Source organism: Bacillus sp. R86525, from assembly GCF_042466195.1.
Classification (GTDB): Bacteria; Bacillota; Bacilli; order Bacillales; family Bacillaceae_G; genus Bacillus_A; species Bacillus_A nitratireducens.
The window spans coordinates 24193-50000 of the sequence record NZ_JAXHPX010000007.1; the positions used below are offsets into that span (position 1 = coordinate 24193).

Here is a 25808-nt window from a genome sequence, read left to right on the forward strand (position 1 = left end):
TGATCAAAAGTGGTGAATTTACCTGTTCATGTAAAAATCACCAACTGTTAAACATAGTATTTTACACATTAGTTCTTCTATGCACGTCGAATTGTATTTTTTATCTTAAATTAGGCATTTATTACTTCTTTTTTTACATCTGGTAAGCCTTTTAATAAATTTTCAGCAATTGTTAACCATTTCGATGTCTCTAATCCATTCGTTTTCATCACAATTTTCAATTGTGATCCTTCCATACCAAGACCAATCATACGACCAAAACTATTCCCTAGCATAAATAATTTCCCACCATCAATATTTTGGCTTGCTTGTTCAGAAAACAGGAACGTTACTTCAAATTTATTTTGCTTAATTAACTCAATTTGTTCTTTCATTGCTAACACTTTAATATTTGCGATTTGTAATAAATAACCAACTTCTTGTGGGTAATCACCAAATCTATCTATCATCTCTTCCTGCAGCTCTTCAATATCCTCAATTGCAGAAACACCTCTAAATTGTTTATACATCATAATTTTTTGTTTACTATCTGAAATATAAGCATCTGGTAAATATGCATCTACTTCTAAATCAATTTCAACATTAACTGTATTTTCAACTCCGTCTGTTCCCCTGCGCTGTTCAATTGCATCTTTTAGCATTTGAGAATATAGATCAAATCCGACAGAATCAATAAATCCATGTTGTTCTGCTCCTAACAAGTTACCTGCACCACGAATTGATAAGTCTCTCATCGCAATTTTGAAACCAGATCCAAGCTCTGTAAACTCTTTAATTGCCTGCAGACGCCTCTCTGCAACTTCAGATAACACTTTATCGCGTTTGTATGCAAAGTATGCATACGCGACGCGATTAGAACGTCCAACACGACCACGAAGCTGATACAACTGTGATAATCCCATACGATCTGCATCAAATACAATTAATGTATTTACATTCGGAATATCTACACCCGTCTCAATAATTGTTGTACTTACAAGAACATCATGCTGCCCCTCTAAAAACGATAGCATAACAGACTCTAATTCACCTTCATTCATTTTCCCGTGTGCGTATGTTACACGAGCGTCTGGAACTAACATTGAAATTTCCTCTGCTTTTCTTTCAATATCCTCCACACGGTTATATAAGAAGTAAATTTGACCTCCCCTTGCAAGCTCTCGCTCTATCGCTTCTCGCATTAATGCTGGGTTATACTCCACTACATATGTTTGTACTGGGAACCTATTCTCTGGCGGTGTCTCAATTACAGATAAATCACGCACACCAAGCATAGACATATGAAGTGTACGTGGAATCGGAGTTGCTGTTAACGTTAAAACGTCAACATTTGCTTTCAATTGTTTAATTTTTTCTTTATGCGTAACACCAAATCTTTGTTCTTCATCAATAATAAGAAGTCCTAAATCTTTATAAGTAACATCTTTAGATAAAATACGATGTGTTCCGATTACAATATCTACCGTTCCATCTTTTAAACCCTTAATCGTTTCATTTTGTTGTTTCCGCGTACGGAATCTACTTAGTAACCCTATATTAATCGGGTAATCTTGAAAACGCTCTCGAATTGTTTCATAGTGTTGTTGTGCAAGAATGGTTGTCGGTACTAAAATCGCAACTTGTTTTTCATCCATAATTGCTTTAAATGCCGCACGAATGGCTACTTCAGTCTTTCCATACCCTACGTCACCACAAAGAAGCCTATCCATCGGACGTCCACGTTCCATATCTTTCTTAATTTCGTCAATAGAACGTAATTGATCCTCTGTCTCTTGATATGGGAAAGAAGATTCAAATTCTTGTTGTTCTGCCGTATCTGGTGTATATGCATAACCTTTTGAAGCTTCGCGCTCGGCATACAATTTAATTAGGTCATCTGCAATGTCTTGTACAGATTTTTCAACTTTCGTTTTAACTTTCTTCCAATCATTCCCACCTAGTTTATAAACTTTCGGATCTTTACCTTCAGATCCTACATATTTTTGCACTTGATCAATTTGTTCAATCGGAACATATAACTTATCATTACCTTGATATTTAATATTTAAATAATCTTTATGAACACCATTAATCTCTAATGTCTCAATACCTAAAAATTTACCTATACCATGATTTACATGAACTACATAGTCTCCAACTTTTAATTCCGAATAACTTTTAATACGTTCAGCGTTAGATAACTTTTGCTTACGTTGTGATTTTTTAACCTTCTTATGAAAAAGCTCCTTTTCAGTAATAACAACGAGCTTTTGCATCGGCATTTCAAACCCTGCATGTAAATCACCCACAGCAATTTGTAACCTTCCAGGCAATAAAATATCTGTCGCCTCTACAATGTCTGCATCAATATCATAATCACTTAAAATATGTTGTAGTTTTTTTACACGTTCATCATCTGTTCCGAGCACAACCGTCGTAAAATGCCCTTCATTCCATCTATCAATTTCAGTTTTTAACAACTGCATCTGTCCGTGGAAATCTTGCATTGTTTTACATGTCACATTCACAATATTTTGTGGATGTGTATGTGCTATATGGCGCAAGAATAACGTTAAATATACAAAACTTCTTTTTTTATGATGAAGAAACTCCTCAAATGAGTGGGAGAAAGATAAGTCCTGAATAATTGTTCCTTCACCAAGAAGTGATATATACCATTCCGCTTCTTCTGTTTCGAGATGTGATGCCGTTTCTTGAATACGGGAAATTTCATCTAAAATCACAACACCATCTTCTGGTAAATAATCTATCAGACTAGCAGGTTCTTTATAGAAAATAGATAAATATTTAAACATTTGTTCTATACTTTGCCCGTTTTTCAACATCTCAATTTCATGACTTACCGTCTCAAGTACTGTAGTCTTTAATTTATCATCGGAAAGCTTTTGCATCGTCTTAGTCAAACCTTCTTCAAGATGCTTAATTCCCGATTTCAATTCTTCCTGTGAAAATAAAAACTCTGTTGCTGGACCGAACTTAACACTTTCCTTTTTATCTTGAGAGCGCTGTTCATCCACATCAAACAATCGAATAGAATCGACTTCTGTATCGAAGAATTCAATACGAAATGGTAATTCTTCCGTTAATGGGTAAATATCTAATATTCCCCCGCGTAAACTGAACTCTCCTGGAGCTTCTACCATTGACTTACGCTCGTAGCCAATATGATGTAATGTATGCAAAAGTGCATCTAAATCAATCTCTTGCCCTAGATTGATTTCAATTTGCCTTTGCTTCCATAATTCTTTTATTGGTAAAAATCTACGTAGTCCTGCAACTGGCGCTACAATAATCCCATTCTCTCCCGCCGCTAAGCGATTTAACACTTCAATACGCTGCGCCTTCAATTCTGGACTTGCAACACCAATTTCCGATGCTATCAATTCATTTACGGGATATAACCACACATCTTTTTCACCAAGTAAAGCCACTAAATCTTCATGTACTTTTTGTGCTTGGTATAAATTGTGCGTCACAATTAGTTGCGATTTTTTTGTTTTTTTATATAAAGCTGCCATTAATAATGAACGAGAAGATGTTGCCATACCCGATATAAGTTGCTCTTTCAACCCATCTTCTAGCCCATTAATAACCGATTGTATCTCTTCATTCTTATAAAACTGCTCTAATAAACCTATCATTATCAAAACTCCTCTCAACATAAAGAGCAAGTTACTATATTTTATGCAAATATTTTGGAAAAAGAAAACAGAAAAATGCTTTGGACATGCCAAAGCGACAACATTTTATTGCAGAAATTTTTCATATTCATAATACTCAGGATAAGATGCGAGCGTTTCTTGACACGATTCACAAATCGTTTTTATATATATATTTCCATTCTCATGAAAATGAATCATATCCACTACTTCTTGCTCTGTTAGTTGAAGCAAAACGTCGCTATATACTTTTTCTACGGTAACGGAGCCTACATTACTCTCACAATGTCTGCAGTAATAATACCCTTCCATACTAGCCTCCTAAATATCCAATTACTACTAGTATGGGTTAAAGCAAAATAAAATATTCCAGATTATACGCTTAACTATTAAAAGTATTCATAATTTGGAGAAATGGTTTATTTAACCACTCTTCACATGCATCTGCTGTCTTTTCAATGGATTGATTGACACCAGGAAGTTCTTCAGACGTAAAACGCCCTAATACATAATCCACTACTTTCATCCCATTTTTCGGGCGATCGATTCCCATGCGGATACGTTGAAATTCTTGTGTTCCTAAATGTGAAATTGTTGATTTCACACCATTATGTCCACCTGCACTTCCTTTCATGCGAAGGCGTAATTTACCTACAGGAATATCTAAATCATCGTACATGACGATGAAGTCCTCGACATCAATTTTATAATAATCCATGAGTGGACGGATACTTTCCCCAGATAAATTCATATATGTAAGTGGCTTTAATAAGATTACCTTTTCCCCATTAACAAAGCCTGCACCAAATAGCCCTTTGAATTTTTGTTCATTCAAAGAAATATTCCAACGCTTGGCAAGTTCATCAATCGCCATAAACCCAATATTATGCCTTGTTAATTCATATTCTCTACCTGGGTTCCCAAGTCCTACTATTAATTTCATTCTTTGTACCACTACTTTCTTTTTTCGATACGAAAAGACGTAACCAATCTTGGTTACGTCTCATTCTATCCAATTAATTGAATAATACACTTACTGATTCTTCTTCGTATACACGAATGATTGCTTCTCCGATTAATGGAGCAACTGAAAGTTCATGTACTTTATCAATTTTCTTTTCTTCTGGTAATACGATAGAGTTCGTTACAACTAACTCTTTAATATTCGAATTTTGAATACGCTCAATTGCTGGGCCAGATAATACTGGGTGTGTACAGCAAGCATATACTTCAGAAGCACCGTTCTCAACAAGAGCGTTTGCCGCTAATGTAATTGTACCAGCTGTATCAATGATGTCATCAATTAAAATTGCTGTTTTGCCTTCGATATTACCAATAATGTTCATTACTTCCGATACATTCGGACGAGGACGACGCTTATCAATAATAGCGATTGGCGCTTTTAGGCGGTCTGCCATTTTTCTAGCACGAGTTACACCACCGTGATCAGGAGATACGATTACGATATCTTTAAGACCTTTTGTTTCAAAGTAATCTGAAAGAATCGGTACACCCATTAAGTGGTCGATTGGGATATCAAAGAATCCTTGAATTTGTGGAGCATGTAAATCTAGAGTGATTACACGAGTTGCACCTGCTGTTTCAAGCAAGTTTGCTACAAGTTTCGATGTAATTGGTTCACGAGAACGCGCTTTACGGTCTTGACGCGCATAACCATAGTAAGGAATAACAATATTAATTGTTTTTGCAGATGCACGTTTTAATGCATCAATCATAATAAGTAATTCCATGATATGTTCGTTTACTGGGAAGCTTGTAGATTGAATAATGAATACATCGCAACCACGGATACTTTCTTCAATGTTAATTTGAACTTCTCCATCACTAAAACGATCAACAGAACATTTTCCTAGTCCTACTCCAATATGCTTTGCGATTTGCTCAGCAAGTTCCTTATTAGAGTTTAAAGAGAATACTTTCAAATTAGAATTTAGATATTGAGTCGACATCTAGATTAACCCTCCACATTATGATTTTTTCTTATTCAGCAATTGATCAACATAGTCTTCTTTGTTAACTTGACGTGCACGTGCTACTGATAATGCTTTTGATGGAACATTCTCTGTAATTGTAGAGCCTGCTGCCACATAAGCACCATCTTCAACTGTTACAGGAGCAACAAGATTTGAATTACATCCAATAAATACCCCGTTACCAATCACAGTTTTAAATTTATTCTTTCCGTCGTAGTTCACCGTAATTGAACCACAACCAAGATTCACGTCTTCTCCAACTTGTGCATCCCCGATATAACTTAAGTGTGAAGCTTTACTTCTATTACCAAAAACAGTTTTTTTGATTTCTACGAAGTTTCCAACGCGCACTTCATCTCCAATAACTGAATCTGGGCGAATATGTGCAAATGGACCAACTGATACTTCTGTACCAAGTTTGCTGTCATGTACAGTAGATTGACGAATTACCGTACGCTCTCCAATTTCACTGTCGCGAATTACTGTATGTGGTCCAATTTCACAATCAGAACCAATTACAGTGTTACCCTCAATAATTGTTCCTGGGTGAAGAACTGTATCACTGCCAATAATTGCATCAGCAGAAATGTATGTGTTACTTGGATCAATAATTGTAACACCATTTACCATGTTTTTTCGGTTAATACGGTTTTTCATAATAATTTCCGCTTGCGATAGAGCGACTCTGTCGTTAACACCTAACGTTTCATCGAAGTGCTCTGTTTGATAAGCTGATACAATATGACCTTCATTTTTTAAAATTTCAATAACGTCCGGAAGGTAATATTCACCCTGTACATTATCATTTGAAACTTTAGAAAGTGAAGCAAATAGAGCTTTATTATCAAAACAATACGTACCTGTATTGATTTCTTTAATAGCTAATTCTTTTTCATTTGCATCCTTATGCTCAACAATCTTTTCAACATGACCATTCTCATTACGAACGATACGGCCATATCCAGCAGGCTCTTCTATGTACGCTGTTAGTACCGTTGCCATTGCTCCCGCTTCTTCGTGTTGCTGAAGCAATGCTTCCATCGTTTCAGCAGTTATTAGAGGTGTATCACCACAAATAACTAAAGTTGTTCCTTCTTCATTTGCAAGTACATTTGCAGCTTGATCGACAGCATGTGCTGTACCAAGTTGTTCTGCTTGTAATGCAAACTCACTTACGTTTCCTAGCTGTTCTTGTACCATTTCAGCACCATGTCCAACGACTGTTACAAGTTTCTGCATCCCTAATTGAGATACTTGATCGACTACATGTTGTACCATTGGTTTTCCACATACAGGATGTAGCACTTTGTATAGCTTGGACTTCATACGTGTGCCTTTACCTGCAGCTAGAATCACTGCAAATCTGTTTGACATATAGACCCTCCATCGCAACCTATTTATCCATTAACGATATTATCCTAAATCATCATATATTTCAAGAAACACATTATAACTATTAAATTTTACCATAATTCTTATACGATGTTTTACTCTTTAGTATCTTTTTTAAGAAATAAGCTATACTATTTTAAATGATTTTGAAAAAATTAGAAGTTTTTCACCCTTATTTTTCTAAATATGAATTTTTATAATTAGAAACAGATATTATTCCAAAAAAAAACAAACTCCTGTAAATGCTTACAGGAGTTTGCTACAAAATTATAAGACTTTCTTTCAAAAGCCCTTTTCATTCGAATTTTACGAAGCGCCTGCTTCTTCAAACTCAACCTCTTCTAACTCGCCTAAACGATGATACTCTGTTAAAACCGCATCTTGAATTTTAGAGCGTGTATTAGAATTAATTGGATGTGCAATGTCACGGAATTCTCCATCTGGAGTACGTTTACTTGGCATTGCTACAAATAATCCATTATTACCATCAATTACACGAATATCATGAACAACAAATTCATGGTCTAGAGTAATAGAGGCAATTGCTCTCATGCGGCCTTCTGTGTTTACGCGGCGTAATCTTACGTCAGTCACTTCCATCTTGTGTTCACCACCCTTTTCTAAATAAGCGATATATTTGTATAAATTCCACAAATTTTCTATTTTCCCTTTAATTTTTTAAAAATTTTTAAGATAAAAATTTTTATTGTAGTTGAATATAGAGATTAGTAGAGGTTATCGCTTACAAAGAGCTACTTAACTAGGGCGATTACTTCGATTTCAACAGAAACATCTTTCGGTAATTTTGCTACTTGTACACAAGAACGCGCTGGTTTATGAGTAGAGAAATAAGAACCGTATACTTCATTAACCGCGTTAAAATCATCCATATCCTTTAAGAATATTGTTGTTTTTACCACTGTATCAAATGAAGCACCAGCTTCTGCTAATACTGCTTGTAAATTTTCAAATACTTGCTCTGTTTGTATTGTTACATCCCCCGTTACAAGTTCTCCACTTGCCGTTAACGGGATTTGTCCCGAACTATAGAACATATTATTTACAATAATCCCTTGTGAATATGGTCCGATTGCTTGTGGTGCTTTGCTTGTTTGAACAACTTTCATACTTTTCACCCTTTTATTATTTATTTTTACTCTTTAAAAATAGTGCACGAAAAGCAGTTTGTCCACCTATTTTATAATTTATAAATAGAATAAAAAAAGATAAAGCTATCTGCTTTACCCTTTTTACTCAGCCTCTACAATTCCTTCATTAAACGGCGCAAGCGAATAATTCCCCTTCTCCACTTGAATCGCTTTTTCTTTCACATCAACTTCTGACAGACGAATTAATGATACAAAGTTATTAATAAGTCTTTCTTCGATATCCGTAGATTCTACTAATACACCAATTCCAACAACGTTAGCTTTAAACTCTTCTAGCATGCTCATCATACCTTGAATGGTTCCGCCAGCTTTCATAAAATCATCAATAATTAAAACATTAGATCCTTCTGGAAGGCTGCGCTTTGCTAAAGTCATCGTTTGGATTCGCTTAGAGGAACCTGATACATAGTTAATACTAACAGTGGGTCCTTCTGTTACCTTATTATCTTTTCTCGCAATTACCACCGGTACATCTAAGTAATTCGCCACTGCATAAGCAAGTGGAATTCCTTTTGTCGCTACGGTCATAACCGCATCAATTGGTTGTCTAGCAAAAACGGAAGCAAATAAACGACCCGCACCATTAATCTGGCGAGGATTACTTAAAAGATCCGTCATATATAAGTAACCGCCAGGCAAAATACGATCTGGATTTTCAAATAAGCTACAAAGCTCTTTAATAATCAGATTTGCCTCTTCTTCACTTATATAGGGAATATATTTCACTCCTCCTGCTGCTCCTGGTATCGTTTGCAATGTGCCGACCCCTTGTTGTTCAAACGTTTGCTTAATAATAACTAAATCTTCACTAATGGATGATTTAGCCGATTGATACCTCTCAGCAAAAAAAGTGAGAGAAACTAGCTGACGAGGATTTTGTAGCAAGTAATAAGTCATATCGACCAATCTTGTACTTCGTCTAATTTTCATACTCTCACCTCAAATCACGAATATTCTAAACAAATCATAACGTATTATACGTCTTTATTCAAGCGTTTCTCGCTCTCCTAATAAACGTACTGCATATACTTGTTCGCAAAATCCTTTTAATCCGTTATATATACGATGCATTCGCGAATCATGGTGTACAAGACCAAATACAGTTGGACCACTTCCACTCATTAATACGGCATCCGCACCGAATCGTTTCATCTGCGCCTTAATACGCGCAACTTCAGGATGCATCGCAAATGTCACATCTTCTAAAACGTTACCAACAGTATCACAAATCCCTTTATAGTCCCCGCCATTAATGACTTCAACCATTTTATCTACATTTGGATGTGTAACACAATTCAATTTTAAATTTCCATATACGTCAGCAGTCGATACACCAATGTGTGGCTTTGCTAAAATAACCCAACAAGAAGGTGGAGTCTTTATGTGTTCAATTTTTTCTCCTCTTCCAGTGGCGATCGCAGTTCCGCCGTATACACAAAACGAAACATCTGACCCAATTTCTGCGCCAAGCTTTGCTAACTCATCGATTGTAATTCCTAAATTCCATAACTTATTAAGGCCACGTAATGTCGCTGCTGCATCACTACTTCCACCTGCTAATCCAGCGGCTACTGGAATCGTTTTTTCAATAGTAATAGATACACCTTTTTTTACATTAAACTTCTCTTTTAATAATTTCGCTGCTTGATAAGCTAAGTTGCGTTGGTCGTCTGGGACATACCGATTATGGGACAAAATTTCAATACGGTCTTCTGCTAATTCTGTTAGCTCTAAACGATCTGCTAAATCAATTGTTGTCATAATCATTTTCACTTCATGATATCCGTCTTGTCTTTTTCCCAGTACATCTAACGACAGATTAATCTTTGCTGGCGCTTTCACTAGTAGCTTCAATCTATTCACCCACTCTATGTACTCAATCTTTTATCGTTTATTTTACCATAAATTTATAGTAAGACGATGACACTTCCCTAATTATAACGAAAAGCATTCAGAATGAAACTACTTATATCAAATGATGGCACCTTTTAGCGTGCAAAAAGCCGAGGAATCTCTCCTCGGCTACCGTAGCATAGAAAGTATCTTACAACTACTGGTTTCGTTTCATTAATTGCTGTTCCGCAATTTCTATAGCACGTTTCACCATATTACCAGCATCTTTCGCACGAATTCCGCCCCATCCTTCTTTCTGAACAACATCATAAAAGCCAAGCTCTTTTGCCAGCTCTTCTTTAAATTGATTTGACATGACTCCTCTTCGTCTACTCAATGCAGAGTCCCTCCTTATTTTGCTACGGTATAATTAGTATGCAAAATAATATAGATTTTCATTTGTGGGAATATATGTAACAACTAACATGTTAATTATAAAATGCTTCATTATGAGGTTCATCGTAAAATGTTAACTCTACTGTCTCTGTTAAAACATCTGCATAACTATAAGATACACGTTGCAATGCATCTTCTTGTTGGTCTAACTGTACAACAAACACAGAACGATATGTTTCTGCAAGCACACCCGATTGCTCCACTGTTTTTCTTCTTCCACTATTCGCCTTTAGCATCAGTCGCTGTCCAAGATGGTGATCTAATTCGTTTTTAATATCATCTAAACGTTTTGACATATCCCTTGCTACACCTCGCTGTAATTTAGATTGAACACTTAAAACACGATATATCTATCCCAATTATTAACCGCAATTTACAGACAATATCATTATAAAAGCATTATGCGTTCGAATAGATGGAAGAAATACTATATTGTAAAAGTATCATTGTATAGTCTGCACGTTCTTGCAGTTTTTTATCCAAGTTCATTCAAATCATTCCAGCATAAAAAAGCAAGATACATATGTACCTTGCTCATTCTTCATAATGTTGAAAGGGTAATCCTGTTCGTAAAATCCCTCTCGTTTCAATTCCGCCTAGTCCTTTTTCACCAGTAATTGTATTACGCACAACGTCCCATACATTTACTCTTTCCATAAATGAAGTAAAGCTAATTTTACCAACTACATATACAGGATCTAGAGCATGAATATTAATTCTAGACGGTGAACTAGCAAAATTAGCACCTGCTCGAATCAGCGCCTCAAAATGTGATTGACAAGCTCCAGCAAAAATAACGAGTTGATCTAATGAAGGATATTTTTTTCTCACCTCTCGAACAGCCTGTACAAAATGTCTAGAATGTCTATATGCTGCTAAATCTCCCATGACTCCTTTTGACTTTGTATATGCATCATGTCCTGTAATAACTAAAATGTCTGGACGAAAATGATCGATTAAGTCTACTACCTTCTCATGCATCTCCGTTTCCTTACAATGAATACCTTGTACAGGAACGCCTATTTTATTATATAAATCTAAGCACTTGCGCAAATATAAAGGATCTCCATCTATATGCAATACACGTCCTGGCATTTGAAAATAATTCACTTCACTTGTATATCCACCAGTTGAATTATGTTCATGTCTTTGTTTCATCAACACGTAATCTTGCTGAAACAACCGGTAAGTACGCTCCATCGTTTCTTTTTCACGCTTCACTCTTTTTTTATGCTCTCGTTGATCTATACTAATTAAATCTTCAAGCGGTGCATCCGCAACAAGTCTAATTTCTTCCCCAAACAATATCGCGATCTCACCTTTTATTTCTATAATACGAAAAAGAATATCCCTATTATGAGAATATCGTTCCACTAATTCTCCAACATGTAAAGCCATTCTCCTACCTCCAAACTCGTTAGGCCATCTTACCTGCTTTTAAAGTATGAATTTAGGAAAGGAAAGGTGACAAAAGGGACAGCTCAAGTTGAACTGTCCCTTTCATATTCTTATGACAATTTATGAAGAACTAATGCATTACTTAATGTTGCAAACTCTTCGATAGATAGCGTTTCGCCTCTTCGCTTCGGATCAATTCCTACTTCTGTTAAAATTCGGTCTAACAACTCTTTATCTTTCGGGAAACCATTTAAATTATTTGATAAATTATTCATTAACGTTTTACGACGCTGTGCGAAACTCGCTCGTACTACTTCAAAGAAGAAAGTTTCATCTGTCACTTCTACAACTGGTTTAGGACGCTTTAGAAGACGGATAATCGCAGAATCAACATTTGGTTGTGGTACAAACACTGTACGCGGTACAGTCATAACTGTTTCTACCTCTGTATAATACTGAATGGCAATTGATAAAGAACCATACTCTTTCGTTCCAGGTTTAGCAGCTAAACGATCTCCAACTTCTTTTTGCATCATAACAACAAATCCACGAACCGGTAATTTTTCTTCAAGCAATTTAAATAAAATTGGTGTTGTAATATAGTATGGTAAGTTAGCTACTACCATTACATCTTGTCCTTCTTCGAATTGCTCACTAAACACTTCATGTACATCTGCCTTTAGTACATCTTTATTTATAACTGTAACGTTGCTATATGGAGCTAACGTCTCGTCTAAAATTGGTAATAATCTCTGATCAATTTCAAAAGCCACTACTTTTTTAGCACGTTTTGCCAATTGCTCTGTTAATGCACCGATACCTGGTCCAATTTCAATTGCACCACTTTCTGAACCGATTTCTGCGTGATCAACGATACGATTTAATACATTTGTATCAATTAAAAAATTTTGCCCTAAACTTTTTTTGAATGAAAATCCATACTTTTCAACAATGTCTTTCGTACGATTTGGCGTTGCGATATCCTTCATTTTCTTTCCTCCTGTATGACTTGCTTATAAGCTTCTGCAAATGCTTCTTTTGAAACTTGAAACATTTGTAAACGTTTATGTAACTGTTTTGCGTTTGTATAACCAATCTTTAATAGCTTACCCATTCTTTCTCTGCGACTCTTTGCCATTTCTCCGCCCACTAAGCCTGCATCGACTAGATCGCTCCAACTAATTTCACTTGTGTAAGCTTCCATTTCTTCATGTATATTCTCTAAAGCACGGCGAATCGACTCAGTAGAAGCATGTTCGATACCAACACCTTTTTTCCTTTTAGCAAGTGCTTCTTCCTTCGATAAAAAAGCATGCTTACATCCAGGAACCTTGTCAGAAATAATTTTTCGAATACGCTCTCCAGGATAATCCGGATCTGTGAAAATAATAACGCCTCGTTTTTGCTGCGCTAATTTAACTTGCTCAATAACATGATCACCGATTGCTGAACCGTTCGTTTCGATTGTATCCGCATCAACAGCACGTTTAATCGCAACTGTATCATCTTTACCTTCTACAACGATAATCTCTTTAATTTTCATGCTTGCCTCCACACTCGTTTCGTCTCTACTTAGTAAAACAAAAAAATGACGACTTTTCCATTATTATTTTCCCAATCGTACATTTTAAAAAGTAGAAGAGAAAAATCTTTGTTCACTATTCTTATTGTAACACTTCTATCTCCATCCTAATTTATCCGCAATATTTCTACACCTATGTTAGGAGTAAATAATGGGCTCTTAGCATTTCTACTGTCTCTCTTCTAAAAAATAAAAAAAGAATGGGACTCCCCCACTCTTTTTTATTCGACACCAAATAAAGCTTTTGCATTCTTTGTTGTTATTTGTGCTACCTCGTCATAAGAAATCCCTTTTAAATTCGCAATTTCTTCTGCTACTAGTTTTACATAACTAGGTTCATTTCGTTTCCCTCGAAATGGATGTGGTGTTAAATATGGACAATCTGTCTCTATCAATAATTTTTCTAATGGAATCTCCATAGCAACTTCTTTCGGTTTCTTCGCATTTTTAAATGTAACAGGCCCACCTAATGAAATTAAAAAGTTCATATCGACACATCGCTGTGCTACCTCTACACTACCGCTAAAGCAATGCATAATGCCTCCCACTTCAGCTGCATTCTCTTCCTCTAGGATATCAACAATATCTTGAGTTGCATCGCGGTTATGTATAATAATCGGTAATTTTACCTTTTTAGCTAATGTAATTTGTTTACGGAATACTTCCTTCTGTATTTCTTTTGGAGACTTATCCCAGTGATAATCTAGTCCCATTTCTCCAAGAGCAACTACTTTAGGGTGGGCAGCTAATTCTTCTAACCAAACTAAATGTTCTTCTGTCATGTCGATAGCATCAACGGGATGCCATCCAACTGCAGCGTAAATAAAATCATAGGCTTCAGCTAATTCAATCGCTTTTTTTATTGTTACTTCATCGAATCCAACAACAACTGTATATGTAACTCCCGCTTCTTTCATCCTTGCAATAACTTCTTGTAAATCTTCTTCAAACTGCTCTGCATTTAAATGTGAATGTGTATCAAACAACATAATAAATAACTCCTTTTATATTGAAATCAATTCTATCCCAGAAAAAAATTAAGCCTTTTCTAACTTAACGATAACAATACTACAATTTTAATGCAAAAAAAGGGAATTTAAAAAGAAAAAAGATGCTTCACACATGTTACACGTGAAACATCTCTTTTCTTGTCTCAATTACTTGATTTTTGTACCATTCGGTAAACTTTGGTCGATTGTTGCTAATGACAATACGCCATTTTCTTCACCTGCTAAAATCATGCCTTGTGATAATTCACCACGTAATTTTACAGGTTTTAAGTTTGTTACACAAATTACCTTTTTACCTTTTAAATCTTCTGGTGAGTAGAATTTTGCAATTCCCGAAACAACTTGACGCTTTTCTGTGCCTAAATCAAGCTGAATTTTTAACAACTTATCTGCTTTTTTCACAGGTTCAGCCGATATTACTTCAGCTACTCGTAATTCTACTTTAAAGAAATCATCAATTGTAATTTCTTCTGCCTTCGGTTCTTCTTCTTTTTTCTCTTCTACTTTAGGAGCAGAGGCTTGCATTTTTTCTTTAATATACTCTACCTCTACTTCCATTTCCAAACGAGGGAAAATTGGGTTTCCTTTTTCTACTTTTGTTCCAGCTGGAATACATCCAATCGTAGATAGGCTTTCCCAAGATTTATGTGCCTCTTCAGTAAGTCCAAGTTGAGCAAACATCTTGCTTGGTGCTACTGTTAGGAATGGCATAAGCATAATGCCTGTTTGACGAAGTACTTCTGCTAAATGAGCCATTACAGAAGCTAACTTTTCACGATCATTCTCATCTTTCGCTAATACCCACGGCTGTGTTTCATCAATATATTTATTCGTACGGCTAACTAACTGCCAAATAGAACTTAGTGCTACAGAGAACTCCATATTCTCCATTGCCTCTTCTACTTTTTTCAATGTATCCTTCGCAAATGTAACTAGCGTTTCATCGAACTCAGTTACATTCGCTTTAAATGCAGGGATTTCCCCGTTAAAGTATTTATCAATCATAGCTACTGTACGATTTAATAAGTTTCCTAAGTCATTCGCTAAATCAAAGTTAATTCGTTCAACAAATCCCTCTGGTGTGAATACGCCATCGGATCCAAATGGAACTTCGCGAAGTAGGTAGTAACGTAATGCATCTAATCCGTAACGATCAATTAGTGTAACTGGATCTACTACGTTTCCTTTTGACTTACTCATTTTTCCATCCTTCATTAAAATCCAGCCATGAGCAAAGACTTTCTTCGGAAGTGGTAAATCTAACGCCATTAAAATAATTGGCCAATAAATTGTATGGAAACGAACAATTTCTTTTCCAACTAAATGAACATCTGCTGGCCAGAATTTTTTATATTTCTCTTCATTTTCTGTTCCATATCCTAATGCAGTAATGTAATTAGACAAAGCATCTACCCATACATAAATAACGTGTTTTGGGTTCCCTGGAACACGAACTCCCCAGTCAAATGAAGTACGAGAAACAGCTAAATCTTCTAATCCTGGCTTAATAAAATTATTAATCATTTCATTTTTACGAGACTCTGGTTGAATGAAATGAGGGTTCTCTTCATAGAACTTTAATAGTCGGTCTACATATTTACCCATTCTAAAGAAATAAGACTCTTCGCGAACAAGCTCTACATCATGACCACTATCTGGGCTTTTTCCACCAACTACTTTGTCGCCTTCCATAATTGGATCTACTAATTGATGTGCTGTATAGAATGTTTCATCTTGTACAGAATACCAACCTTCATATTCATCAAGATAAATATCACCTTGATCTACTAGCTGCTTGAAGATTTTCTCAACGACATCTTTATGACGATCTTCAGTTGTACGAATAAAATCGTCATAAGAGATATCCATCTTCTCCCAAAGTTCTTTAATCCCTGATACAATGTTGTCCACATATGCTTGTGGTGTAACATTTAGTTCTTCTGCTTTCTTTTGGATCTTCTGTCCATGCTCATCAGTTCCTGTTAAATAATGAACATTGTATCCTTGCATACGCTTATATCGTGCCATCGCATCTCCTGCTACTGTCGTATAAGCATGTCCAATGTGTAACTTTCCACTTGGATAATAAATTGGGGTAGTAATATAAAAGGACTTATTTTCCTCTGTCATTGTTTTGGACCTCCCGGATGACCTCATATGTATTTATAAACAGTATATCAAAAACTCACATATAAAAACGAGTTAATGCTCGATATCTTTATCATCTATTACTCATATTTTTAAAAATTATACAACCCTTCTCTGAAATATATATTTTTTTCAGAAAATAAAACGAAATAATTATAGTAATTACCCACATTCTATTATATATAAGAAGTAAGAAATCTATAAATCTTTTTAAAAAATATAGAATTTAAGAATTGACGGAAATGTAAATGATTGGTATCATATGTCCATAGGGTATTTTGTCGAAAAATGACGAATCAAAAAATAGACTCGTAACTTATAAACTATTTATTTAGGAGGAAAAGAATTATGAAATCTACTGGTATCGTTCGTAAAGTTGATGAATTAGGTCGTGTGGTAATTCCAATCGAATTACGCCGTACTTTAGGTATTGCAGAAAAGGATGCTCTTGAAATCTACGTTGATGACGAGAAAATCATCTTAAAAAAATATAAACCAAACATGACTTGCCAAGTAACTGGTGAAGTATCTGATGGTAACCTATCTTTAGCTGAAGGTAAAATTATCTTAAGCAAAGAAGGCGCTGAGCAAGTCTTAAACGAACTTCAAGATTATATCGAAACAGCAAAATAAGCTTCTCAATTATGAGAAGCTTATTTTTTATCGACATGATAGATTTGATATACATCCCTTTTCGACAAATCTCGATCTTTAGCGACTGTTTTAATCGCTTCTTTTGAATTCATGCCTTTTTCATTTATATAATGTTCAATATGATCATATACTGAAACAGCTTCCCACCATTGTTTTTCTGGGGCAGGTTCTTCCGTTGAACCAGCTACTAAAATACAAAACTCACCACGGACTTCATTTTGCTTCGTCCACTCAATCGTTTCTTCAATTGTTCCACGAATAAATTCTTCAAATTTTTTTGTTAGCTCGCGACATAATACGATTTCCCTATTTCCTAAAACTTCTTGCATTGAGATTAAAGTATCATCTAGACGATGAGGTGCTTCATAAAACATCATTGTAGTTTGTACGTAACGAAGCTTCTCTAATTCCATTCTTCTTTCCTTTTTATTTCTTTGCAAAAATCCATAGAAATAAAACTGCTTTGTTTCAAGTCCTGATGCAATTAATGCTGTAAGAGCCGCATTCGCTCCAGGAAGCGGGATAACATGATATTGTTCAGCTACAGCTTCTACAACAATATCGTAACCAGGGTCAGAAATACACGGCATACCGGCATCGCTCACAATGGCTACCGTCTTACCATCTTCTAACTTATCTAAAATTTTTCGTCCACTTACTTCTTTGTTATGCTCGTGATAGCTCATAACTGGTGTTTCAATTTCAAAATAATTACAAAGCTTCTTCGTTTGTCTTGTATCTTCAGCAGCAATAATATCTGCCTCTTTTAAAATTCGGATTGCACGAAATGTCATATCCTCTAAATTTCCGATTGGAGTTGGTACTAAATATAAAACTCCCTTTTCATTTTGCTGAAAGCTTTTTTGCTGCCACATAGCGTTCTCCTTTTTGCATATATTCTTCTTTTTGTTTCCTCGTTAACTGCTTAAAATGATATTCAGCTTGCATAGCCGTTCGTTTATCCTCATGATCCTCTACATATTTTAAAACAACCGGAAGTCTAGCACGTGTATATCTAGCACCTTTTCCATTATTATGAGTCTGAATTCGCTTTTCTATATGATTTGTATATCCAGCATAATAACTTCCATCAGAACACTCCACCACATAAAAACAATGCTTATTCGTCTCCATATAAAATTGAACGAATCTCCTCTGTATATTCGTTATTCTCTTCATATACAAAAAGAGGTGGCAAGATTTTTAAATCTGCATTTCCATCCTTAATTCCTTCAATTAACAATGTATTTGCTTCTTTACCAGCCTTAGGATAAACAAATCGCACACGTTTCGGTTCAATTTTGTATTTACGCATCAATGTAACGATATCGAGAAAACGACCGGGACGATGTACAAATGCAACTTTCCCACCCTGTTTTACCAATTGGCTACTTGCATATACAACATCTTCTAATGTACACATAATTTCGTGACGAGCTATCGCTAAATGTTCATTCATGTTTTTCTCAGAAGTTTGCGGTGTTTGAAAATAAGGAGGATTACACGTTACAACATCATATTGATGGCGTCCAAGTTTCTCCGGCATATCTTTCAAATCTCCATGGATTAAATGAATTCTTTCTTCTAAATTATTGTATTGAACGCTTCTTATTCCCATATCATATAAGCGCTCTTGAATCTCTACACCTGTAATTGTCCCTTTTGTCCTTGTACTTAATAAAAGAGGCACAACCGCATTCCCCGTACACAAATCAAGTAAATTACCTTTTTGAATTGGTACCCAAGCAAAATCTGCAAGTAATACAGCATCTAAAGAGAAATTAAATACTGATGGACTTTGTATAATCTTCATATCTTGTGCTAATAAGTAATCTAAACGCTCATCTTCATATAAATTCATATATTGCTCCCTTTCTTACACTTAACCTACCCTATTTCATCCTCTATTAATGTAAAAATAAATTTCATTCTACTCTCATGTATAAAAAATTACCTTTCCAATTATATTGGAAAGGTAATCTCACTTTTTATTTAAAAATGACAGACAGAATAAACAATCTCCCTCTTTACGTACACTTCCATAATGTAGATTGCAAATATGAAAACCTTCCTGATACAGTCTCGCTAAGTTATCGTAGCCCTCACCGATATCTGTTTTTGGCTTCATTTCTTTGCGTTTTTGCGTTTTTTGTTTTTCCTTATTCTGCACTTCTTCAAAACGATGTCGCAAATTTTCATTTTCCATTTTTATATGTTGGTTTTCTTCCAATAATTCTGCAAGATGTTGTTTTAATTCTCCCAACTGTTTGTATAAATGTCCAATTTGCTCTTCCATACTAGAAACCGATGCAAAAATATCCTTTTTCTCCACAAGCACCCACCTCATTAATCTGTGGTTTGACTCGAAACGACCCCTTTATTAATTAATTCATCTAACGTATATTCTACTATCCGTTCCTTGTCTACTAGTTCCACTTGAATTAATCTTTCTAAAATATTTAATCCGATAACACGGCCAGTACCATGCGGGGTTTGTATACGTTGATCTAAATCAGGAAGTTGTTCCTTTGCTGCCTCATATTCATCATTCTCATATTTTAAGCAACACATTAAGCGACCACATAAACCAGAGATTTTTGCAGGATTTAATGATAAATTTTGATCCTTTGCCATTTTAATGGATACAGGTTCAAAATCTCCTAAAAAAGTAGAACAACAAAGCATACGACCACATGGACCAATACCACCAAGCATTTTTGCTTCGTCACGAACGCCGATCTGTCTCAGCTCAATTCTTGTCCTAAAAATTGCCGCTAAGTCTTTCACTAGTTCCCGGAAATCAATCCGACCATCCGCAGTAAAGTAAAAAATAATCTTATTACGATCGAACGTATACTCTACATCTACAAGCTTCATATCAAGATTATGTTCTCCTACCTTTTGTTGACAAACTTGATATGCCTCTTTCGCAGCATGCCTATTCTCTTCAACAATGGTACGATCATTTTCATTTGCAATACGAATAACCTTTTTAAGCGGTAATACAACGTCGTTTTCATCAACTTGCTTTTTGGTAATAACTACTTTTCCGTATTCAATACCCCTTACCGTTTCTACAATTACGAACTCATTTTCTGAGATATCGAACTGATTTGGATCAAAGTAATATACCTTCCCGGCCTTCTTAAAGCGAACACCTACTACATCATACAAAACGGTCATCCCTCCTGCAACCGCAACACTAACTGTTCGAACACAAGCTGCGCATTTACATTAGCGTTGATTCTATTTTTTGCCTCTAATATATGAAAGAGAGCTGATACAATGCGCTTCTGAGCATAAGAAAAGGATTCAAACATCTCTTTCTGCTCATGAAAAACAAGACGATCTTCTTCTCCAAGTTGAACATATAATAAATCCTTATAAATAAGGAGTAACATATCTAAGCCTTGCTGTAATTGTTCTTTCTCTCCAAAGTGCTTCCCCCATTTTTCTTGTACAAAAAAAATAGAGGCCTTATCTTTTTCGAGCGCTTCACATAATTTTATCACTAAAGCTCTCGCTTGTGCAAACCATTCATCATTACACATTAATAAAGCTTCTTCAAAACTATTCGTAAGCTGTGCAGCCAGTGTAGATAAAGAAACTGTAATACCTTCTTCCTCTAATCTCTTAATTAAGGATTCTGTAGGTAACGGCCTAAATGTAACAACTTGACAACGAGATAAGATTGTATTTAAAATCTGATGACTTTGTTCAGTAAGTAAAATGGCTGTTGTATCACTACTTGGTTCTTCTAAAAACTTTAAGAGTGTATTCGCTGCATTTGCTGTCATACGATCTGCATGCTCAATAATATATACTTTTTTATTTGCTTCTAATCCTGTTTTTGAAAACTCTTCTTGTAAATCTTGGATTTGCTGTTTTTTAATAGATAATCCATCGGGTTTTACAATATGTAAGTTTGGGTGGTTACCTGAATCAATTCGGCGACAATTCGTACATACATGACAAGGCTCTACACCGTTTCTTTGTAAGCAGAGAAAACTTTTTGCCATTTGAATTGCTGTTGCGAACTTCCCAGTCCCTTTCCCCCCCTCTAACAAGTAAGCGTGGGATATACGCTCTTTTGCAATGCTATTCATCAACATTTTGACACCGATGGGCTGTATAGCAGAAAGCTGCTCCCACGTCTTTATCATAATGCATACCTCACTTATTTCATTCTTTCCTTCTATTATAACAATTTATCTTCTACAATCTGAATAACTTCTTCTATAAGTTTTTCCATTGGTTGATCAGCATCTACTACTACAATACGATCAGAGAAGCGCTCTACAACTTGTAAATACCCTTCACGCACGCGTTTATGGAAAGCGATGTCTTCCATATCTAGTCGATTTACTTCGCGTCCTGCATCCTTTTCAATTCGTGCTAACCCAACCTCTGGCTCAATGTCTAAATAAATTGTTAAACTAGGCATACAATCTTCCGTTGCAAAACGATTAATTTCAAATACTTTATCCATACCTAAGCCTCTTGCATATCCTTGATACGCTAAAGAGCTATCTATAAAACGATCACATAGTACAAGATAGTTTTCCTCAAGCGCTGGCATAACTTTTTCCACTAAATGTTGTCTACGTGCAGCAGCATACAGAAGCGCCTCTGTACGTGCTTCCATCATCGTATATTCTTGTTTATGTAAAATTGTTCTAATATCTTCAGAAATTGCAATACCACCCGGTTCCCTGGTCGCCATTACCTTTTGTTCCTTTTGCTCAAAATATGGTAATAAACTTTTAATTAATGTCGTTTTACCCGAACCTTCTGGCCCTTCAATTGTTACAAATAATCCCTTCATCCTAAAACCTACTTTCTATATCATACACGTTCATATATTTCGTACTACCTTGAAAACGAGCCCCTGTTTTCTCTAAATGAGTAATTTGCTTTGTATGTTCTTGAGTAATTCTCTCTCCATACATGATCAATGGAATTCCAGGTGGATACGGAATCACCATTTCTGCAGCTATCATACCAACGGCTTCTTCTATAGATACTAACTTCGTTTCGTATCTCTCTAATTGTTTATACGTATACGGTAAAGGGGAAATCTCCCCTTTATAAGTATAACGAATTGATGCTGTCTTGTCTTTTACCTTATATTGCTGCAAAGCTACTCGAATTATCTCTATAGCTTTCATATACCCCTCATTTACTTGTAACGGTAATATAAATAGGACGTTATATGGATCTGCCATTTCCGTATATATACCGACCTTTTCAAATACAGACTGTAATTCATACCCCGATAACTGACAGCGAGTTTGCACCGTAACCTTTAATTCATCTTGCAACGGATATTGTAAAATAACTATTTGCGGGATTGATCGCAATTCTTCTTTAAATCGGCGTAAAAACTCAACAATATCATCATGACCTTTTTCCTTTATAACCGCTATTGCGAAACGGGCTATATCAAGGGATGCCATAATTGGATAAGATGGGCTACTAGATTGTAGCATACTTAAATAGGAGGACACTTTTTCTTTACTCACCAAACGACTATTTATATGTAAATAAGATCCCATCGTCATTGCAGGTAATGTTTTATGTGCGGAATGAACCACAATATCCGCACCATAAGCTACTGCTGACTTTGGGAATGGATCCCCTATACAAAAATGTGCCCCATGTGCTTCATCTACTAGAACAGGAATTTTATGTTCATGTGCGTAAGCGATACTTGCCTCTAAATCAATCCCCATGCCATAGTAATTAGGATGTGTTAAAATAAGTGCTTTAGCATTCGGATACTTTGTAATTGCCTCCTTTATAGCTTCATCATGAACACCTACTGGTACGTTATGTACTTCATCAATCCATGGATTTAAAAAGACCGGATTAGCCCCTGCTAATTTCAAAGCATTAATAATTGATTTATGACAATTTCTTTGCACGAGGACAATATCATGTTCGCCGCAGCAAGACAAAATCATCGCTAAATTTCCAACTGTTGAACCATTAATTAAAAAATAACTCTTTTGCACACCATATACTTCAGCTAATAATCGCTGTGCTTCATCTATACATTCAAATGGACTATGTAAATCATCTAATCCTGTTAGCTCTGTTACATCTATCGATAATATGTCCTTAAACCCTCCTGTAGCTTCCTGAGGGAAGTTTAAACCATTCTTATGACCTGGAACATGAAAAGATAGTGGTCGTCTTTCTTTAAATTCCATTAACGCCTCATATAAAGGCATACGATTTTGATTCATCTATATCTCTTCCTTATTATTCATTCTTTCTCTATTATACAGAACAAAAAAAATAATAGGCATATGCCTATTTAAAAATATGATACTTCTAATTTTCGAAGTTGTTTTAAATAATATATATACTTCGGATCATTTGTCTCCGTATTCACCATATCTTTTTCACATTCATAACAAATCAAATTATTATAAACATATATACCTTCTTTTCTTTCTGTCTCACAAACAATGCAAACTTCGCTTTGTGATTTCATAACCTTCCCTCCCTATTTAAATGGACATATTTTATACTTCTATTCCTTAACAATTTACAGAAAAATATACATCAATTTCTTATATAATATGATTAACTCTTGGGCAACGTGTTTGTATTATCATTACTTCTTTTACGTACCATTTAACAATACAAAAAAAACACGAATCAAATGATTCGTGTTTTAGGTTGCTTGGCGACGTCCTACTCTCACAGGGACAAGGTCCCAACTACCATCGGCGCTAGAGAGCTTAACTTCCGTGTTCGGTATGGGAACGGGTGTGACCTCTCTGCCATCATCACCAAACTATGAAGGCATATTCCTTCAAAACTAGATAACATTGCTACATATTATATGGTTAAGTCCTCGATCTATTAGTATTCGTCAGCTCCACATGTCACCATGCTTCCACCTCGAACCTATCAACCTGATCATCTTTCAGGGATCTTACTAGCTTACGCTATGGGAAATCTCATCTTGAGGGGGGCTTCATGCTTAGATGCTTTCAGCACTTATCCCTTCCGCACATAGCTACCCAGCTATGCCCTTGGCAGAACAACTGGTACACCAGCGGTGCGTCCATCCCGGTCCTCTCGTACTAAGGACAGCTCCTCTCAAATTTCCTACGCCCACGACGGATAGGGACCGAACTGTCTCACGACGTTCTGAACCCAGCTCGCGTACCGCTTTAATGGGCGAACAGCCCAACCCTTGGGACCGACTACAGCCCCAGGATGCGATGAGCCGACATCGAGGTGCCAAACCTCCCCGTCGATGTGGACTCTTGGGGGAGATAAGCCTGTTATCCCCGGGGTAGCTTTTATCCGTTGAGCGATGGCCCTTCCATGCGGAACCACCGGATCACTAAGCCCGACTTTCGTCCCTGCTCGACTTGTAGGTCTCGCAGTCAAGCTCCCTTATGCCTTTGCACTCTACGAATGATTTCCAACCATTCTGAGGGAACCTTTGGGCGCCTCCGTTACACTTTAGGAGGCGACCGCCCCAGTCAAACTGCCCACCTGACACTGTCTCCCGGGTCGATAAGACCCGTAGGTTAGAATTTCAATACAGTCAGGGCGGTATCCCACCAGCGCCTCCACCGAAGCTAGCGCTCCGGTTTCAATGGCTCCCGCCTATCCTGTACAAACTGTACCAAAATTCAATATCAGGCTACAGTAAAGCTCCACGGGGTCTTTCCGTCCTGTCGCGGGTAACCTGCATCTTCACAGGTACTATAATTTCACCGAGTCTCTGGTTGAGACAGTGCCCAAATCGTTACACCTTTCGTGCGGGTCGGAACTTACCCGACAAGGAATTTCGCTACCTTAGGACCGTTATAGTTACGGCCGCCGTTTACTGGGGCTTCAGTTCAGAGCTTCGCTTACGCTAACCCCTCTCCTTAACCTTCCAGCACCGGGCAGGTGTCAGCCCCTATACTTCGCCTTACGGCTTCGCAGAGACCTGTGTTTTTGCTAAACAGTCGCTTGGGCCTATTCACTGCGGCTTTCCGTTAAGAAAGCACCCCTTCTCCCGAAGTTACGGGGTCATTTTGCCGAGTTCCTTAACCAGAGTTCTCTCGCACACCTTAGGATTCTCTCCTCGCCTACCTGTGTCGGTTTGCGGTACAGGCACCTTTTATCTCGCTAGAAGCTTTTCTTGGCAGCGGGGAATCAAAGACTTCGCTCCATAAGGAGCTTCCCCATCACAGCTCAGCCTTCACGATAAGCGGATTTGCCTACTTATCAGCCTAACTGCTTGGACGTGCACAACCAATCGCACGCTTCTTCTATCCTTCTGCGTCCCTCCATTGCTCAAACGATAAAGAGGTGGTACAGGAATATCAACCTGTTGTCCATCGCCTACGCCTGTCGGCCTCGGCTTAGGTCCTGACTAACCCTGAGCGGACGAGCCTTCCTCAGGAAACCTTAGGCATTCGGTGGACGGGATTCTCACCCGTCTTTCGCTACTCATACCGGCATTCTCACTTCTAAGCGCTCCACCAGTCCTTCCGGTC

Annotated in this window: 26 protein-coding genes and 2 rRNA genes (1 of these 28 running past the window's edge); 1 reads left to right on the forward strand and 27 read right to left on the reverse strand. The window is 36.7% G+C overall.

What is annotated here, in order from left to right; translation table 11 throughout:
• Window positions 1-110: 110 nt before the first annotated feature.
• The 16 genes from mfd to metG all read right to left on the reverse strand — a co-directional run bounded on the left by mfd (window position 111) and on the right by metG (window position 16623).
• On the reverse strand, window positions 111-3641 hold the full coding sequence (gene mfd / locus SJY24_RS02540; RefSeq protein ID WP_377863655.1) for a transcription-repair coupling factor: 3531 nt from the start codon (window positions 3639-3641) through the stop codon (window positions 111-113).
• A gap of 105 nt (window positions 3642-3746) precedes the next feature.
• Window positions 3747-3971, reverse strand: coding sequence for an anti-sigma-F factor Fin (locus tag SJY24_RS02545; RefSeq protein WP_000399437.1), 225 nt, complete (start codon window positions 3969-3971; stop codon window positions 3747-3749).
• Window positions 3972-4041: 70 nt separating this feature from the next.
• The gene (gene pth, locus SJY24_RS02550; protein WP_000767700.1) at window positions 4042-4602 is read right to left on the reverse strand and encodes an aminoacyl-tRNA hydrolase; all 561 of its coding nucleotides are present in this window, start codon (window positions 4600-4602) and stop codon (window positions 4042-4044) included.
• Window positions 4603-4675: 73 nt separating this feature from the next.
• Window positions 4676-5629 carry a ribose-phosphate diphosphokinase gene (locus SJY24_RS02555; RefSeq protein ID WP_000107420.1) on the reverse strand — a complete coding sequence of 318 codons (954 nt, stop codon included), beginning with the start codon at window positions 5627-5629 and terminating at the stop codon, window positions 4676-4678.
• 18 nt (window positions 5630-5647) lie between these two features.
• On the reverse strand, window positions 5648-7027 hold the full coding sequence (gene glmU / locus SJY24_RS02560; RefSeq protein ID WP_097832989.1) for a bifunctional UDP-N-acetylglucosamine diphosphorylase/glucosamine-1-phosphate N-acetyltransferase GlmU: 1380 nt from the start codon (window positions 7025-7027) through the stop codon (window positions 5648-5650).
• A gap of 324 nt (window positions 7028-7351) precedes the next feature.
• Window positions 7352-7645: a septation regulator SpoVG gene (gene spoVG / locus SJY24_RS02565; protein ID WP_000454042.1), complete on the reverse strand. Its 294-nt coding sequence runs from the start codon at window positions 7643-7645 to the stop codon at window positions 7352-7354.
• 152 nt (window positions 7646-7797) lie between these two features.
• On the reverse strand, window positions 7798-8172 hold the full coding sequence (locus tag SJY24_RS02570; RefSeq protein ID WP_377863656.1) for a RidA family protein: 375 nt from the start codon (window positions 8170-8172) through the stop codon (window positions 7798-7800).
• Window positions 8173-8295: 123 nt separating this feature from the next.
• Entirely contained in the window at window positions 8296-9144 is an 849-nt protein-coding gene (purR, locus tag SJY24_RS02575; RefSeq protein ID WP_377863657.1) for a pur operon repressor, read from the reverse strand.
• Between the two features lie 54 nt (window positions 9145-9198).
• Window positions 9199-10068, reverse strand: a complete 870-nt coding sequence (ispE, locus tag SJY24_RS02580) for a 4-(cytidine 5'-diphospho)-2-C-methyl-D-erythritol kinase (RefSeq protein ID WP_377863658.1) — start codon at window positions 10066-10068, stop codon at window positions 9199-9201.
• A gap of 196 nt (window positions 10069-10264) precedes the next feature.
• Entirely contained in the window at window positions 10265-10444 is a 180-nt protein-coding gene (gene sspF, locus SJY24_RS02585; protein WP_002094215.1) for an acid-soluble spore protein SspF, read from the reverse strand.
• A 91-nt stretch (window positions 10445-10535) separates the two neighbouring features.
• A complete protein-coding gene (veg, locus tag SJY24_RS02590; RefSeq protein WP_000044339.1) occupies window positions 10536-10799 on the reverse strand; it encodes a biofilm formation stimulator Veg in 264 nt (87 codons plus the stop codon).
• Between the two features lie 238 nt (window positions 10800-11037).
• Complete coding sequence (yabG, locus tag SJY24_RS02595; RefSeq protein WP_377863659.1) at window positions 11038-11901, reverse strand: sporulation peptidase YabG; 864 nt, start codon at window positions 11899-11901, stop codon at window positions 11038-11040.
• A 110-nt stretch (window positions 11902-12011) separates the two neighbouring features.
• The gene (rsmA, locus tag SJY24_RS02600; protein ID WP_000651555.1) at window positions 12012-12890 is read right to left on the reverse strand and encodes a 16S rRNA (adenine(1518)-N(6)/adenine(1519)-N(6))-dimethyltransferase RsmA; all 879 of its coding nucleotides are present in this window, start codon (window positions 12888-12890) and stop codon (window positions 12012-12014) included.
• Window positions 12887-13444 (reverse strand): ribonuclease M5, encoded by a 558-nt coding sequence (gene rnmV / locus SJY24_RS02605; RefSeq protein ID WP_377863660.1) that lies wholly within the window; start codon window positions 13442-13444, stop codon window positions 12887-12889. The genes rsmA and rnmV overlap by 4 nt, the downstream gene beginning before the upstream one ends.
• Before the next feature lie 260 nt (window positions 13445-13704).
• On the reverse strand, window positions 13705-14472 hold the full coding sequence (locus tag SJY24_RS02610; protein ID WP_098765850.1) for a TatD family hydrolase: 768 nt from the start codon (window positions 14470-14472) through the stop codon (window positions 13705-13707).
• Window positions 14473-14640: 168 nt separating this feature from the next.
• Window positions 14641-16623 (reverse strand): methionine--tRNA ligase, encoded by a 1983-nt coding sequence (gene metG, locus SJY24_RS02615; protein ID WP_377863661.1) that lies wholly within the window; start codon window positions 16621-16623, stop codon window positions 14641-14643.
• A gap of 366 nt (window positions 16624-16989) precedes the next feature.
• On the opposite strand from metG, the gene SJY24_RS02620 reads away from it, so the two are divergent.
• Window positions 16990-17274, forward strand: coding sequence for a transition state genes transcriptional regulator AbrB (locus SJY24_RS02620; RefSeq protein WP_000843037.1), 285 nt, complete (start codon window positions 16990-16992; stop codon window positions 17272-17274).
• A 20-nt stretch (window positions 17275-17294) separates the two neighbouring features.
• Here the strand turns inward: SJY24_RS02620 and rsmI are convergent, their stop codons facing one another.
• The 11 genes from rsmI to SJY24_RS02675 form a co-directional block, all read right to left on the reverse strand.
• Window positions 17295-18170, reverse strand: a complete 876-nt coding sequence (rsmI, locus tag SJY24_RS02625) for a 16S rRNA (cytidine(1402)-2'-O)-methyltransferase (protein WP_377863662.1) — start codon at window positions 18168-18170, stop codon at window positions 17295-17297.
• Window positions 18139-18429, reverse strand: coding sequence for a GIY-YIG nuclease family protein (locus SJY24_RS02630; RefSeq protein ID WP_016131051.1), 291 nt, complete (start codon window positions 18427-18429; stop codon window positions 18139-18141). The genes rsmI and SJY24_RS02630 overlap by 32 nt, the downstream gene beginning before the upstream one ends.
• Window positions 18416-19156: a tRNA1(Val) (adenine(37)-N6)-methyltransferase gene (locus SJY24_RS02635; protein WP_097832997.1), complete on the reverse strand. Its 741-nt coding sequence runs from the start codon at window positions 19154-19156 to the stop codon at window positions 18416-18418. Before SJY24_RS02635 ends, SJY24_RS02630 begins: the two co-directional genes overlap by 14 nt.
• Before the next feature lie 120 nt (window positions 19157-19276).
• Window positions 19277-19627: a DNA replication initiation control protein YabA gene (gene yabA, locus SJY24_RS02640; RefSeq protein ID WP_000412059.1), complete on the reverse strand. Its 351-nt coding sequence runs from the start codon at window positions 19625-19627 to the stop codon at window positions 19277-19279.
• A 14-nt stretch (window positions 19628-19641) separates the two neighbouring features.
• Window positions 19642-20469, reverse strand: coding sequence for a PSP1 domain-containing protein (locus SJY24_RS02645; RefSeq protein WP_002107285.1), 828 nt, complete (start codon window positions 20467-20469; stop codon window positions 19642-19644).
• A gap of 5 nt (window positions 20470-20474) precedes the next feature.
• Window positions 20475-21458 carry a DNA polymerase III subunit delta' gene (gene holB, locus SJY24_RS02650; protein WP_000598358.1) on the reverse strand — a complete coding sequence of 328 codons (984 nt, stop codon included), beginning with the start codon at window positions 21456-21458 and terminating at the stop codon, window positions 20475-20477.
• A 35-nt stretch (window positions 21459-21493) separates the two neighbouring features.
• Complete coding sequence (tmk, locus tag SJY24_RS02655) at window positions 21494-22120, reverse strand: dTMP kinase (protein WP_000677223.1); 627 nt, start codon at window positions 22118-22120, stop codon at window positions 21494-21496.
• 1 nt (window position 22121) lies between these two features.
• The gene (locus SJY24_RS02660; RefSeq protein WP_377863663.1) at window positions 22122-23543 is read right to left on the reverse strand and encodes an aminotransferase class I/II-fold pyridoxal phosphate-dependent enzyme; all 1422 of its coding nucleotides are present in this window, start codon (window positions 23541-23543) and stop codon (window positions 22122-22124) included.
• A 71-nt stretch (window positions 23544-23614) separates the two neighbouring features.
• Entirely contained in the window at window positions 23615-23794 is a 180-nt protein-coding gene (locus SJY24_RS02665; protein WP_000842053.1) for a sigma factor G inhibitor Gin, read from the reverse strand.
• A gap of 190 nt (window positions 23795-23984) precedes the next feature.
• A 5S ribosomal RNA gene (gene rrf, locus SJY24_RS02670) occupies window positions 23985-24100 on the reverse strand.
• 48 nt (window positions 24101-24148) lie between these two features.
• Window positions 24149-25808 (reverse strand): 23S ribosomal RNA (locus SJY24_RS02675) (it continues 1262 nt past the right edge of the window).

Excerpts from the sequence above, each read along its gene's own strand:
- mfd (WP_377863655.1), bottom strand. The coding sequence starts at position 3,641 with ATGATAGGTTTATTAGAGCAGTTTTATAAGAATGAAGAGATACAATCG.
- SJY24_RS02545 (WP_000399437.1), bottom strand. The coding sequence starts at position 3,971 with ATGGAAGGGTATTATTACTGCAGACATTGTGAGAGTAATGTAGGCTCC.
- pth (WP_000767700.1), bottom strand. The coding sequence starts at position 4,602 with ATGAAATTAATAGTAGGACTTGGGAACCCAGGTAGAGAATATGAATTA.
- SJY24_RS02555 (WP_000107420.1), bottom strand. The coding sequence starts at position 5,629 with ATGTCGACTCAATATCTAAATTCTAATTTGAAAGTATTCTCTTTAAAC.
- glmU (WP_097832989.1), bottom strand. The coding sequence starts at position 7,027 with ATGTCAAACAGATTTGCAGTGATTCTAGCTGCAGGTAAAGGCACACGT.
- spoVG (WP_000454042.1), bottom strand. The coding sequence starts at position 7,645 with ATGGAAGTGACTGACGTAAGATTACGCCGCGTAAACACAGAAGGCCGC.
- SJY24_RS02570 (WP_377863656.1), bottom strand. The coding sequence starts at position 8,172 with ATGAAAGTTGTTCAAACAAGCAAAGCACCACAAGCAATCGGACCATAT.
- purR (WP_377863657.1), bottom strand. The coding sequence starts at position 9,144 with ATGAAAATTAGACGAAGTACAAGATTGGTCGATATGACTTATTACTTG.
- veg (WP_000044339.1), bottom strand. The coding sequence starts at position 10,799 with ATGTCAAAACGTTTAGATGATATTAAAAACGAATTAGATCACCATCTT.
- yabG (WP_377863659.1), bottom strand. The coding sequence starts at position 11,901 with ATGGCTTTACATGTTGGAGAATTAGTGGAACGATATTCTCATAATAGG.
- rsmA (WP_000651555.1), bottom strand. The coding sequence starts at position 12,890 with ATGAAGGATATCGCAACGCCAAATCGTACGAAAGACATTGTTGAAAAG.
- rnmV (WP_377863660.1), bottom strand. The coding sequence starts at position 13,444 with ATGAAAATTAAAGAGATTATCGTTGTAGAAGGTAAAGATGATACAGTT.
- SJY24_RS02610 (WP_098765850.1), bottom strand. The coding sequence starts at position 14,472 with ATGTTGTTTGATACACATTCACATTTAAATGCAGAGCAGTTTGAAGAA.
- metG (WP_377863661.1), bottom strand. The coding sequence starts at position 16,623 with ATGACAGAGGAAAATAAGTCCTTTTATATTACTACCCCAATTTATTAT.
- SJY24_RS02620 (WP_000843037.1), top strand. The coding sequence starts at position 16,990 with ATGAAATCTACTGGTATCGTTCGTAAAGTTGATGAATTAGGTCGTGTG.
- rsmI (WP_377863662.1), bottom strand. The coding sequence starts at position 18,170 with ATGTGGCAGCAAAAAAGCTTTCAGCAAAATGAAAAGGGAGTTTTATAT.
- SJY24_RS02630 (WP_016131051.1), bottom strand. The coding sequence starts at position 18,429 with ATGGAGACGAATAAGCATTGTTTTTATGTGGTGGAGTGTTCTGATGGA.
- SJY24_RS02635 (WP_097832997.1), bottom strand. The coding sequence starts at position 19,156 with ATGAATTTATATGAAGATGAGCGTTTAGATTACTTATTAGCACAAGAT.
- holB (WP_000598358.1), bottom strand. The coding sequence starts at position 21,458 with ATGATAAAGACGTGGGAGCAGCTTTCTGCTATACAGCCCATCGGTGTC.
- tmk (WP_000677223.1), bottom strand. The coding sequence starts at position 22,120 with ATGAAGGGATTATTTGTAACAATTGAAGGGCCAGAAGGTTCGGGTAAA.
- SJY24_RS02660 (WP_377863663.1), bottom strand. The coding sequence starts at position 23,543 with ATGAATCAAAATCGTATGCCTTTATATGAGGCGTTAATGGAATTTAAA.
- SJY24_RS02665 (WP_000842053.1), bottom strand. The coding sequence starts at position 23,794 with ATGAAATCACAAAGCGAAGTTTGCATTGTTTGTGAGACAGAAAGAAAA.